10 protein-coding genes are annotated in these 12,321 nt (G+C 62.4%); 5 read left to right on the top strand and 5 right to left on the bottom strand.

The features are described 5' to 3' along the window. Window positions 1-165: 165 nt before the first annotated feature. The 5 genes from K1X71_08420 to K1X71_08400 form a co-directional block, all read right to left on the bottom strand. Window positions 166-2,352 carry an acetylxylan esterase gene (locus K1X71_08420; protein ID MBX7073160.1) on the bottom strand — a complete coding sequence of 729 codons (2,187 nt, stop codon included), beginning with the start codon at window positions 2,350-2,352 and terminating at the stop codon, window positions 166-168. Between the two features lie 71 nt (window positions 2,353-2,423). Continuing rightward, a complete protein-coding gene (locus K1X71_08415) occupies window positions 2,424-3,641 on the bottom strand; it encodes an ABC transporter permease (GenBank protein ID MBX7073159.1) in 1,218 nt (405 codons plus the stop codon). Continuing rightward, window positions 3,638-4,732 carry a substrate-binding domain-containing protein gene (locus tag K1X71_08410; GenBank protein ID MBX7073158.1) on the bottom strand — a complete coding sequence of 365 codons (1,095 nt, stop codon included), beginning with the start codon at window positions 4,730-4,732 and terminating at the stop codon, window positions 3,638-3,640. Before K1X71_08410 ends, K1X71_08415 begins: the two co-directional genes overlap by 4 nt. 138 nt (window positions 4,733-4,870) lie before the next feature. After that, window positions 4,871-5,593, bottom strand: a complete 723-nt coding sequence (locus tag K1X71_08405) for a hypothetical protein (GenBank protein ID MBX7073157.1) — start codon at window positions 5,591-5,593, stop codon at window positions 4,871-4,873. 17 nt (window positions 5,594-5,610) lie between these two features. Beyond that, window positions 5,611-7,077 (bottom strand): hypothetical protein, encoded by a 1,467-nt coding sequence (locus K1X71_08400; protein ID MBX7073156.1) that lies wholly within the window; start codon window positions 7,075-7,077, stop codon window positions 5,611-5,613. Window positions 7,078-7,365: 288 nt separating this feature from the next. Between K1X71_08400 and rpmB the strand changes: the two genes are divergently transcribed. The 5 genes from rpmB to K1X71_08375 all read left to right on the top strand — a co-directional run bounded on the left by rpmB (window position 7,366) and on the right by K1X71_08375 (window position 12,269). Further along, entirely contained in the window at window positions 7,366-7,629 is a 264-nt protein-coding gene (rpmB, locus tag K1X71_08395; protein ID MBX7073155.1) for a 50S ribosomal protein L28, read from the top strand. Between the two features lie 65 nt (window positions 7,630-7,694). Continuing rightward, window positions 7,695-7,985: an Asp-tRNA(Asn)/Glu-tRNA(Gln) amidotransferase subunit GatC gene (gene gatC, locus K1X71_08390; protein MBX7073154.1), complete on the top strand. Its 291-nt coding sequence runs from the start codon at window positions 7,695-7,697 to the stop codon at window positions 7,983-7,985. A 71-nt stretch (window positions 7,986-8,056) separates the two neighbouring features. Next, window positions 8,057-9,607 (top strand): Asp-tRNA(Asn)/Glu-tRNA(Gln) amidotransferase subunit GatA, encoded by a 1,551-nt coding sequence (gene gatA, locus K1X71_08385; protein ID MBX7073153.1) that lies wholly within the window; start codon window positions 8,057-8,059, stop codon window positions 9,605-9,607. Further along, window positions 9,604-11,073, top strand: a complete 1,470-nt coding sequence (gene gatB / locus K1X71_08380) for an Asp-tRNA(Asn)/Glu-tRNA(Gln) amidotransferase subunit GatB (protein ID MBX7073152.1) — start codon at window positions 9,604-9,606, stop codon at window positions 11,071-11,073. Before gatA ends, gatB begins: the two co-directional genes overlap by 4 nt. Before the next feature lie 74 nt (window positions 11,074-11,147). Next, the gene (locus K1X71_08375) at window positions 11,148-12,269 is read left to right on the top strand and encodes a hypothetical protein (protein MBX7073151.1); all 1,122 of its coding nucleotides are present in this window, start codon (window positions 11,148-11,150) and stop codon (window positions 12,267-12,269) included. Window positions 12,270-12,321 lie beyond the last annotated feature (52 nt).

The following is a 12,321-nucleotide window of genomic DNA, read 5'->3' as shown; positions in this document are numbered from 1 at the left end:
GTTGGCGGCGCTTTCTATAGTTCTCGGCTATTTTCGACTACTCTTTCACGCACCAATCTGGAGCGACCGCCTCGGCATCATCCTCGCGCTGGCCTGGGCCCCGCAAGGCGCTTGGGTCGTATGGGCCGTCTATCATGATGGGCCGCTATTACGCGGCTGAGGCGCTCACCGCGCCACCCATTCCAGCGCGGCCTCAATCCCCTCGCCCTCGCTCCCTTGCATCGAAATCTTCTCCGTGGCGCCCGCCGCCTCCGCCGCGCCCTTCAGCAGTTCCGGCGTCTCGCCCCCCTCTCCCGCGATCCAAAGCTCGCTCCCCGCGCACAATGCCAATAGCCCCGGCAGGTCGCCATACTTCACGCTCCCCGGCAGAAAATCGGGATCGGCGAAGTCCGTGACTTTGCCAAACCGAAAGCCCGCCGTGTCGATCGCCAAGCGGTCGATCTGGTCTCCCGCCACCGCCTTCGCCGCGGCGGCCCAGTGCCCTGCTCCTTCGAGCGCCACCACATGCACTCGCTCGGGCTTGTCCTCATAGTTGCGCGCAAAGCTCACCAGCGTCAAAATGTCGTGTACTCGTTGGGCAAACAGCGGATGGTTGTATCCGTAGGTATAGGCGTCGTACCCCACCAGCGCGTCGGCCACCATCGGTTGCTTTTCCAGCGGCTTACCGTCTTTCAGATACTCTCCCTGATACAACAGGTCGATGCCGAACACCGCGTTCCCCGCCTTGAGCAACTGTCGCACCGGCCCGATTACCTCATCATCCGTGCCGTACAGCGACTGTTTGCCGCGCGGCGAAATCCACAGCACCACCGTCCGATTCCACTTCCCCGCCGGCAACAACCCCAGCGCCGGAATCTCGGCGCCGCGTGCCTCGTCGCGCAGCAGCACCGAGTGCTCTTCGTACTCGTCGACATCGCTGCTGGTGATCTGCATCGTCACGCTCCCCGGCTCGGGCATGCCGCGCCCGATCATTGCATGCCACGCTCCTCCCACCACCTCGCGAAATTGCGCTAGCGACTCCTTGTCGCGCGGCGCCAGCGCCGCGATCTGCTTTTCGCTGTCGGCGTTGATCGTCGCCAACAGCGACCGCTCATACGCCTCGCCGCTCGGCGGCCGTGGATGATCCTTGTCCCACACGCTCATCTCGGCGATCGACAGCGGCTCAAAATCTTCTTCCGCCGGCAGCGGTTCCAACCCCAGCGGCAAATGCCGATTCATCCAGCCATACATCACGCCCCGGCTCACATAGTTGTAGTTGTGGCCAAACTGCAAAAACGCCGCCAGGTCCACGTTGTCTTCCGCGCCGTATAGTGCGTACAGCCGTTTCAGTTCTGGCAGGCCCTTGGTTTCCATCTCCACGGTCCAGTCGTTCGCCGCCGTCATCCCCAGCGGCTTGGGGCAGAACAGCCCGGCGAATTCCACGTTGCCCGTCCCCACGCGTAGAAAGTCGCAGTTCTCGCAGGTGCAGCCCCCCTGCATCGCCGTTGACACCATCACCGCCGGAAAGGCCACCTTCGGCCGTGGATCGATCGCGCACAAGATGAACGTCTGCGTGCCGCCCCCGCTGGCGCCCGTCACCCCCACGCGAGCCGCGTCGACCTCCGGTAGGCCCAGCAAAAAATCGAGCGCCCGTATCGTGTTGTACGCCTGCAATCCCATCATGTGCTGCAAGCGCAGCTCGGCCTGCGGACTGAAGTACCCCCAGTTCTCTGGCGTGTTCATCGCCTCGCGCACGCCCGGCCGGTGCTCAAGCTGCATGCTGTCGGCATAGCCCACCATGTCGTAGTGGAACACCACGCACCCCATCCGCGCCAGTTGCACGCAGCGGGCCTGAATCACATGCCGGCCCCCCTTGCTGAACTGCTCCGCCCCCGCCGTGATCTCCTTCTCCACTTCCTTCTCGCCGTGATCCTGAAACCGCCCGTTCGTCCAATGCCCATGCGGGCAAAGCACCGCCGGCAACTTGCCGGCCCGGCCGGTCGGCCGATACAGATTGCCCGTCACAAAATGCCCCGGCCAGCTTTGCAAATACACCTTGTCCACGGTGTAGCCGTCGCGCTCCACACGGCCATGAATCACCGGTTCCAACGGAGTCTTCTCGGGCATGGGCCACAAACCCAAGGCCACCAGCATCTGCCGCCGCACTTCGGCCGCGCGCTTTTCCCAGGCCTCGCGACTGGCCGGAACGTCCAACGGAAAATAATCGTTCAGCGTCTTTAGCGGCCCCAGCCGCGCGTCGTTGGGCAACTCTCCCTCGGGCAGCGAACGCGGCCCCGCCGCCAGCGAACTTCCGCCCGCGAGCGCCCACAAAACACACACCGCCGCCGACATATTTCGAGCACACGCACGCATCGCAAGTTCACCACGAAGGACCGGTTGAAAGAGCAACTGGTCCACAGTGTAGGTGAAGAATTTCCCCGCCGCTACAAACGCGCGGCGCGCCGCTGCTGCCACAGCTTGACGCCGCCAATCGCCGTGATCGCCATCACGCCAGCGGCCACGCCGTAACCGCGGCTACCCAATAGCGCCGCGACCAGCGCCGCCAACAGCGCGAGCGTCACCGCCGACACGGCGCCCAGCGCGCCCGGAAAAAACTCCTTGCGCGCTGCCCCCGCCTCGCGCAGTTGGCTGATGGCCACGGCGATCACCACCAGCACCCCCACGATCATCCCTTCATAAACGTCAGCGCCCGTCTTGATGATCTTGGCCACGCCGTCGATCACCACCCGCAGAAAGATCACTCCCAACACTGTCCCCGGCACGTTGCCGATTCCCCCTTGCAGGCTGCACCCGCCCACCACGGCCGCCGCAATCGCGTTCAACTCATAACCCCGACCCAGCGTCTCCGGCGCCGCCACACTTTGATCGGCGATGTACAGAATGCCCGCGATCGAAGACGTGATGCTCCCCACGCAGTAGGCAAACCACTTCAAGCGATCAGTGCGAATGCCCGACAGCCGCGCCGCTTCTTCGTTGCCGCCCAAGGCGTACAGATGGCGACCGATCACGGTGCGCGACAAGAGGATCGACGTGAACACCGCCAGCGCCAAAAACATCACCGCCGGTATCCAGACGCTCGTCGCCAGGTACCGAAACGACGGATCGAACAGATCGATCTGCGTTCGCTTGTTCCCCAACGTCAACAGCGTCACCTCAGACACCACGCTCCGCCCCAGGCTCCGCAGACCAACCAGCGTGGCCAACGTGGCGATGAACGGCGGCAGACCCACCACGGTGATGAGCCACGCGTGCAATGTGCCAATCAAAAAACCGACCACGATCGTGCCGGCGATCGCCGCGCCAATCACCCACGCCCCCAGCGGCTGCGCCGACTCCATCTGCTCAGGCGCTAGTAGCAGCAGCAACGACGCGCATACCGTGCCGCTGAACGCGATCACCGAGCCGGGCGAAAGATCGATCCCCCCCGCGATGATCACCACCGCGCTGCCGAGCGTGAAGATGCCCAACAGCGACGCCTGCCGCACAATGTCGCGCGCGCTGGCCGCCGGCTGATGCCAATAGTTGTGCTGGCTGTCGATCCAGGCCGTCAGCAGCACCACCACCACAATCGAGATCGCCAGACCGATCTCGGTCCGCGCGCCCCCCAGCATCCGCCGCGCCAGGCCCGTCTCGCCGCTCATGAGGCGTTCAGGTTGTACTTGGCCAACCACGCCCGAAACTCCGCCACCGGCATGAATTGCACGTTCGAGTCGAACATCTCCGCCTTCAGCGGAGAGCCGTCGGGCACAACCACCTTTAACCCGGTGTCGTACAAGTCGCCCTCCGGCTGACCGTGGTTCGGAAACATCTCCTTGACGGTCGCGTCGTCCTTTTCCTTCAGCGACTTCAAGAGCCGCACGCTTTGCGCCCCCATCTCGTACGGATTCTGCACCACCAGCACCTGAATCAATCCCTGCTCCAGGTAATTGATCGCCTGCTGCTCGGCGTCGAAGGCCACCACCGTGATCTTGTCTTGCTTGTCTTCCGCTTTCACGATCTCGGCAATGGCTGGCGCGTTGTACGACCAGATGCCTACCAGCACATTGGCGTCGGGATGATTGCGAATCGCGTTGCGCACATTCTCGCGGGCACGTGTGCGATCGGTCTCGTCCCCCATGCGGTCGCGCTCGACCAGTTTCTCGCCGGCGCCTTCCTTGAAGCCGTCCATCCGCTCAATCGCGTTCTGCGCCCCGATCCGTCCCACAAACTGCACATACGCCCCGCCGTCGGGCACAAGATTCTTGGCCGCCACGCCGAGCGTCTTGCCCCCCTTCAAGTTGTCGGTGCCGATGAACGCGAACCGCGCGTCGCGGAACTTGCCGCGATCAACGTCGGAATCGAGCGTGATGATCGGTATGCCGCGCTCGGCCAGCTTGCGCATCTCGTCAACCAGGCTGGCGTTCGCTGCGTCTGCGGCGCACACCGCCACGCCGGCAATGTCCGACTGCGTGCCGTACTGCCGTAGCTTCTCGATCTGCCCGGCCGGCCCGGTCGAATTCGGCTCCAGCACCGCGTCGACGCCAAGCCGCTTGGCCTCTTCGTTCATGCCCACCCGCACGGCGTCCCAGAACGGCGACTCGTTGTTCATCAAAATGATGTACCGCGAGCCCCCCGCCGCGGCGGCGGCGCCCGGCGTGCCGGCCGAGTTCGAGCAACCCGTCAAGCAGGCGCCCAGCGCGAGCAGCCATGCCAGCGACGCAGATCCCAAGATCGACCCAAGCGGTCGGCGCATCTCAATTTCCCGCTTCAAAAGTAGTGACCCGATAAGTGCGAAACGGCGATTGTATTTCTGCGAATTGCCAGCGGCAAGCAGAGCGGGAATTCGAACGAGGCGTATCACGATCACTCACAGCCAGCTCTGCCTGACCCATTAACGCAGTCGATTCCAGTAGTTTCCATGAAACTGGGCCTGTACGTTCTCGTCGGAATCGAACTCAAAATGCACCGTGATCTCGCTTCGACTTCCCCGACCGACGCGTTCTAGTTCGTCGTAGACGATGTCGATCATGTCCCGAACCATGCCGCTGTTTTTGCAAGCGTCGATGTCTTTATCGTTTTTCAAGAACACATAGGCAGAGAACTTGGCGGCGCGAAATGGCAAAATCCAGAAATCGTGAAATGGGGGCATTTTGGAAAGGCGTTCTTTGATCGCTTCAGACGCCAAGCTCAGGTTGTGCCATCGCTCACGCTCCTTTCGCTCAGCACGAGCAAAATCTTCGGGGGTGGGAATGCGCATCGGACGTTTCAGGGACTTCTGGCTCTCTCTGGAATCGTAATCGAACCGCACTGATATCTGCTCTCGGGCGCCGAGCCCGGCGTTTTCCAACGCAGCGTAAACAGCGTCCTCCAGCTTCTGGCGTCTCCCCTTGCTTTCAAACCTCCCGATGTCCCGGTCCCTCCTGAACTGCACCGACGCCAAATAGTTCCCTGTGCTCTGTCGGTCAAGATAGAAGCCCGGAATCGAGTAGGCCTTTTGGAATTCTCTGCTGAGCTTCTCATTCAGCTGACTCAAAGGTGAGTCGTCCTCTTGGGCTGCGTACGGCGTTCCCAGTCTGCAAAATCTGCAATTCTCAAATTCTTGCGATTCATTCATAGCATCACCCCTCCGACTTATCTGCCTTCCGCAATCGCATAGCTCATCCACGCCGCCAGCAGCACCAACAGTGGCAACGCGCCCCACAGCGCCAGATACACTCTACCCGGCCGCCAATGTTCGTCGCTCGCCGCCCGCACGGGCGCCATCGCCGGCGTCGAATTTCGGCAATCCGCCACCAGCCACCAACTCGCCGCGCTAGCGCACACCAGATAAAACATCTCCGACTGGATCACCCCCGGCTCGTCGTGCTGCCCCATCATGCCGGCGAATGACGCCCCGACGATCAGCCACATCAACACGAGCAAGAGAAGCTGTCCCTTCCCCAGCGCCGTCCGCGGCACAAACGCCAGGCCCGCCGTTCGATAGCGCCACACCGTCCCCACCACCAGCGCGGTCAGCAGCATTCCCGCCGCCAGCGCCCACCAATCGCCGGCCATGCCTAGCACCTTAGGAGGAAACAACTCCGCATCCTGCCACAGTGTGATGTTGCGCGAAAAGTTCCACCACATCATCGGCACGAACAGGTACAACACCGCGAACTCGTTCAGCACGCTGCGCGGCGCGTCTTCGATCGGCACCGCCAGCCCCTCGCGCGCCAGTCGCCGCGCCCCATACGCCACGCCGCCCCCCATCACGAGGCCAAACAGCATCTCCATCTTCGACCAGCCCCGATGCTCCTGCAGTGCCGCGTATTGAAACGGCCCCCAGTGCCAGCGCTGCACGATCTGCACAAAGTCCCCAATAAAAAAGCCCAGCGCCCCGGCCAACAGTCCATATTGCGCGAGCATTAGCGCAGCGCGATTCCGTGTCGTCCACAGATACGCCAGTAGCGCGATGGTCACCCCCAGGCAACCGGCCCAGCTATCGCTCCGCGGCGGGTTCAGCCGCAGCCCCAGCGCGAGCGTCAAGATTCCCAGCCCCAGCCACCAGCCAATGCACAATAGCGCGATCAACCTGCACGCTCGTCGAGCGCTCGGCGCGACCAGCCCCACCACCAAAGCCACCGCCAGCGCGCTGGTCGTCTCAAACCAACTCGTGTCGTACAGGTCGGGCAGCCCCTCGCGCGCGCCGCTCACATTGGCCACAATCCAAATCGCGCCGATCAACGTCAGCGGCAGGATGTACTGGCTCAGGTCCGATCGCTTCTCGGTCAGCGCCAGTCCCAAGATGCCGCCACCAATCGCCCCCCACATGCCGCCCGCCAGCACAAAGGTCCAATAGCCATAAAGGATCGTTCCAAACTCCCCCGATGCCGTGTAGCCCACCAACAGGCCGTAGCTCGTCTGCCCGCCAAAGGCCCAGCCCAGCGCGCCGGCCAGCCCGGCTATCGCGGCGCGCCGCTGCCAGTCGGGCCGGCACGACGTCACCGCCAGAAACATGGCCAGCATCGCCCCCGGCATCATCGCGCCGGTGCCGTGGCCGTAGCGTCCGCGAATGCTCCAGCCCATCGCCATGACCAGTGCCGCAATCACGATATACATCGAGCGATTTCCCTGGAACAGCCCCAAACCCAAATGGCGTAAGTCGCGAGTTTAGCAGGCGTTTGGCCCACCGCGCGCCGTTGCGGACTCGCCCCCGATTCGTATAATGCGAGGTTTCAACTCGCGTCAAAAAGCGTTCGCGGGCTTCATCGGCCCGAGAAATCACGAAGCTGACAGTCACATTAGGTTTAGTGCCTAAGAGTGATTGCCGACTTCAACGGCCCGAACAATCGCGAAGCTTACGACCCGTTAGGTTCAGTGCCTAACAAAGAATATTGGAGCGTTACGATGGCTCAGATGTGCGAAGTCTGCGGCAAGGCGCCTCAGATGGGCAACTCGGTCACCACCCGAGGTAAGGCCAAGTATCTAGGCGGCGTCGGCACCAAGGTCACCGGCATCTCCCGCCGGCAGTTCAAACCGAATCTGCAGAACGTCCACGTCACGGTCAAAGGCACGAGCAAGTCGATGCGCGTCTGTACCCAGTGCATCCGCTCTGGCGCCATCACCAAGACCGTCCGCGCCAAGCCGTTCAAGCTCCCCACCAACGCCTAGCTCGGCCGCTGCGGATTGGCGAGTCGCCGCCGCGCGCCCGAACTTTTGGGAGTCGCCGTTTCCCCATGCCGCTCACCCGTCAGGAAGTCGAAAAAGTCTCGCTGCTGGCGCGCCTGCGGCTATCGCCCGACGAACTCGACACGATGACCGCGCAGCTCGGCCACATCGTCGACTACATGCATCTACTCGCCGAGTTGAACACCGACAATGTCCAACCGATGGCGCACGCCATCGAGTTGACCAACGTCTTCCGCGAAGACGAAGTCCGCGAGAGCCTCCCCCGCAAAGAGGCCCTGGCCAACGCCCCGCAGCACGACGACGAGTGCTACCTGGTGCCCGCCGTTCTGGGAGATTAACCACCGCTCCGGTCGCGGCGCATGCGGCCCGCTGGCAATTCGATCCACAAGCCAACCTCGCTCAACTCCTTATGTCGCTCGTCGATCGAACCGCCATCGAACTGCTGGATCTCATGGCCCAAGGCGCGGCCACGTCGGTCGAGATCACCACTGCCTATCTCGATCAGATCGAGCGCTACGATGGCGCGGTCAAATCCTATCTCCGCGTCGATCGCGCTGGCGCGCTCGAGCAGGCGGAACGCATCGACGAGCGGCGCAAGCTCCGGCAGCCCCTCGGCAAACTGGCCGGCCTGCCCATCGCCATCAAAGATGTGATTTGCGCCCAAGGCGAGCTGACCACCTGCGGCTCCAAAATTCTCAAAGACTTCCGCGCCCCCTACGACGCCGCGATTATCCGCCGGCTGCGCCACGCCGACGCCGTTTTTGTCGGCCGCACCAACATGGACGAGTTCGCCATGGGGGGCTCGACCGAAAATTCCGCCTACCAGACAACCGGCAACCCCTGGGATCTCTCGCGCATCCCGGGCGGGTCCAGCGGCGGCGCCGCTGCCTGCGTTGCCGCCCGCATGGCGCCTCTGTCGATCGGTACCGATACCGGCGGCTCCATCCGCCAGCCCGCCGGTCTTTGTGGCGTCACTGGCCTCAAGCCCACCTATGGCCGAGTCAGCCGCTTTGGCCTGGTCGCCTTCGCCAGCAGTCTCGATCAGATCGGTCCCCTCGCCAAGACAGCCGAAGACTGCGCGCTACTGCTCGAAGTCATCGCCGGGCATGATCCCGCCGACAGCACTTCGGTCGATCGCCCGGTGCCCGCTTACAGCCAATCGGTCCGCCAGCCGCTCGCCGGTCTGCGGCTGGGCTTGGTCCGCGAGCACTTCGCCGAGGGACTCGATAGCGAGGTCGAATCCGCCGTCCGCGAGGCGATTCGCGTCTACGAAAGTCTCGGCGCCAAGGTGGTCGATGTCTCCCTGCCGCACGGCAAGTACGGCGTGGCCACGTATTACGTCATCGCCCCCAGCGAGGCCTCCAGCAATCTGGCCCGCTACGATGGCGTCCACTATGGCCATCGCACCGACCTGGCCCGCATGAATCAGGAGCTTGCCGCCGAACGCGCCGCGCTCGAAAAGCAAGGCGCCGTCGCCGATCTCGATACGCCGCTGGTCCGCATGTATCGGCAAAGCCGCGCCGAAGGATTTGGCGCCGAGGTCAAGCGCCGCATCATGCTCGGCACCTACGCCTTGTCGGCCGGCTACTACGACGCGTATTACCTCAAGGCCCTCAAGGTCCGCCGCCTCATCCGCCGCGACTACGACGAGGCCTTCGCGCAGTGCGATCTAATCGCTGGCCCGGTGACCGCCGCCCCCGCATTCAAGATCGGCGAAAAGTCCGACGATCCCCTCTCGATGTATCTGGTCGACCTCTACACCGTCAGCGCCAATCTGGCCGGCGTCGGCGGCATCTCGATTCCCTGCGGCTTCACCGCTGGGCTCCCAGTCGGCCTGCAACTGCAAGCGCCCCCGTTCGAAGAAGAACGCCTGCTCCGCGCGGCGCACATGTTCCAGGCTGCCACCAACTGGCACCAGCGCTTTCCCGATCTCGCTCAAACCGCGGGGGCCCACGCATGAGCGCTCCCTACGATATCGTCATCGGGCTCGAAATCCACGTACAGCTACTCACCCAGAGCAAGCTGTTCTGCGGTTGCAGCACCCGCTTCGGCTCCCCCCCCAACACGCAAACCTGCCCCGTCTGCATCGGCATGCCCGGCGTGATGCCGGTGATGAATCGCCGCGCGTTCGAACTGTCGCTGCGCACGGCGGTGGCGCTCAATTGCCAGATCGCCACCTACACCAAGTGGGATCGCAAGAACTACTACTACCCCGACCTGCCCAAGGGCTACCAGATCAGCCAGTACGATCTGCCGTTCAGCCACGATGGTTGGCTCGACATCAGCGATCCCAAGGACAAATTCCAACCCAAGCGCGTCGGCATCATCCGCGCTCATCTGGAAGAAGACGCCGGCAAGAGCATGCACGACGAGGCCGCCGGCCAGTCCGATAGCCGCATCGACCTCAACCGCACCGGCACACCGCTGTTGGAGATTGTCAGCCAGCCCGATATGCGATCGGCGCTTGAGGCCAAAACCTTTCTGAACGAGCTCAAGCTGCTGCTCACCTACCTTGGCGTCTCCGATTGCAACATGCAGGAAGGCAGCCTGCGCGTCGATGCCAACATCAACCTGCACGTCCACACGCCAGACGGCAAAGTCCCCACGCCGATCGTCGAAATCAAGAACATGAACAGCTTCCGCGCCGTCGAGCGGGCGTTGGAATACGAAGCCGGCCGCCAATATCAGGTCTGGCAGGAGACGGGCCGCCGCCTGGGCGAAGTCCCCAAGCAAACCCGCGGCTGGGACGATCAGGCCAACGTCACCCGCGGCCAGCGACACAAAGAAGAATCGAGCGACTACCGCTACTTTCCCGAGCCCGATCTGGTCCCCGTCACCGTCAGTGAGTCGCAACTCGCCGAAGTGCGCGCAGGCCTCGGCGAACTCCCCGCCGCGCTGCGCACCCGACTCGAAGCGACCTACGGCATCAAGCCGTACGATAGCGATGTGCTGGTCAACCAAGGTCCGCCGCTGGTCGATTACTTCGTCGAGCTAGCCACACTGTCGGGCGATGGCCGCCTGGCCAGCAATTGGATTCAGCAGGACGTGCTCCGCGAACTGAACGATCGCCAACTCACGATCGAAACCTTCCCGGTGCGCCCCGCCGCGTTCGCCGATCTATTGTCGCGCGTCAAACGCGGCGATCTCGACACCAGCCGGGCCCGCGAGGTGTTTATCGACATGGTGTCCAGCGGCAGGCCCGCCGAAGAGATCATTCGCGAGCGCGGCATCACACAGGTCGACGAGTCGGAACTGATCGCCCTCTGCCGCGAGCTATTGGCCAAGAACCCAAAAATCCTCACCGACATCAAGGAAGGGCGCACCAAGGCGGCCGGCGCGCTCATCGGCCAGGCCAAGAAGGTCAATCCCAACGTCAATCCCAGCCGACTGTTGGAAATCTGCCTCGAAGTCGCCCCCAGCCTGTAGAGCGGTGCGGCGAACCTTTTTCGCGCCAATGCCGACTATTAGGTAGTCGCTTTTCCTTTGCAGCGGGGTCACAAGTGCGTCACTATCTGATCGGCATCGACACATGGCCCTTTCCGGGTCAGTTGGAATCAGCTTTTCTGCTCATCGTGCGCCAAGTTGCGGCTCGCGCGACGGTCAAGCGCATTTTCCGTGAGAGCTACAAAGGAGTCGATTCTGAAGAGACGTCGTTTGAACCGACAAACGAAGAAATGGAACAATACTGGGAAAACGGGCCGACAACGCTGAAAATGACAATCGACAGCGACGAGTTTGCGGCTCTCGTTCGTGAATCGGTGACCTCAGCGACTTCGATTTCCGTTGATTTTAGATTCAATTTGCGGAGTCGTCGCGCGATTGATTTGCAACTCAGTTTGCACGGCGCGCACACCGAGCCGTTTGGCGACATCGGATGGTTTGGACCAATTCGCGCAACGTGCCTGTTTCCAGAAGTTTATGCGCCGATGTTTGAATTCCAGGCGCCGGCCAAATCGCGCTTTCGCGCCCTGCTCGCTACCCTACGCGGCTTGCTACCCGTTTTCTCCGCGAAGGCGAATGGGCGCGACGTTGCGTCGGAACACGATCCATCCGAAGTAGTGGCAATGGGCATCTACGATGACTTGACGGATCTCTTTCTGATCGCAACAGGCAACAACCTGGCTCCGGATGAGCCCTTAGTCGAGCATGCGCATGTCAATCTCGACGGTATCGCCGTTTCGTTGCTTGACTGCAGCTTCGTAATGCACGCGCGCTTGACCGAGTTCGTGCGCGACTACGCGCGCATCCTTCAACGAGAGCGTGATGGCACATCGCTCAGTTACACTTTTCGTCCCGATTGGCGCGCCATGGAAATCGCGCCGGTAGATCAAAATGAGAACGCCGACAACCTCGACGACGGTTGGGCTCGCGCCTTGGCCGAAGCGGGCGGTGAAAAGCTGGATGGAGAACTGTCGACTTTGGACGATGCAAGAATTCGTAACCTGCTGACGGTCAACGACTTGGACGTTCGGGCAGCTTTCGATGAGCTATCGTTCGAGGAAGCCGGCGGCGAGTGTACGCTATTGAAAAATGGCGGCTTTCTCTGGTCGACGCTGCCGCCGCTCAGGTTGAATGGTCTGTATGAGCGATTGCTTGCCGTAATCGAAGAGCGTCGTGCTTAAAATGGCCAATCGGCGATTCGTCAATCCCAGCCGACTGTTGGAAATCTGCCTC

The organism is Pirellulales bacterium (assembly GCA_019694455.1).
Lineage (GTDB): Bacteria > Planctomycetota > Planctomycetia > Pirellulales > JAEUIK01 > JAIBBY01.
This window is presented reverse-complemented; position numbering and strand designations above follow the sequence as displayed.

Coding starts and splice junctions, on each gene's coding strand:
- K1X71_08405 (MBX7073157.1), bottom strand. CDS start 5,593: ATGAATGAATCGCAAGAATTTGAGAATTGCAGATTTTGCAGACTGGGA.
- rpmB (MBX7073155.1), top strand. CDS start 7,366: ATGGCTCAGATGTGCGAAGTCTGCGGCAAGGCGCCTCAGATGGGCAAC.
- K1X71_08415 (MBX7073159.1), bottom strand. CDS start 3,641: ATGAGCGGCGAGACGGGCCTGGCGCGGCGGATGCTGGGGGGCGCGCGG.
- gatC (MBX7073154.1), top strand. CDS start 7,695: ATGCCGCTCACCCGTCAGGAAGTCGAAAAAGTCTCGCTGCTGGCGCGC.
- gatA (MBX7073153.1), top strand. CDS start 8,057: ATGTCGCTCGTCGATCGAACCGCCATCGAACTGCTGGATCTCATGGCC.
- K1X71_08420 (MBX7073160.1), bottom strand. CDS start 2,352: ATGCGTGCGTGTGCTCGAAATATGTCGGCGGCGGTGTGTGTTTTGTGG.
- K1X71_08400 (MBX7073156.1), bottom strand. CDS start 7,077: ATGTATATCGTGATTGCGGCACTGGTCATGGCGATGGGCTGGAGCATT.
- gatB (MBX7073152.1), top strand. CDS start 9,604: ATGAGCGCTCCCTACGATATCGTCATCGGGCTCGAAATCCACGTACAG.
- K1X71_08410 (MBX7073158.1), bottom strand. CDS start 4,732: ATGCGCCGACCGCTTGGGTCGATCTTGGGATCTGCGTCGCTGGCATGG.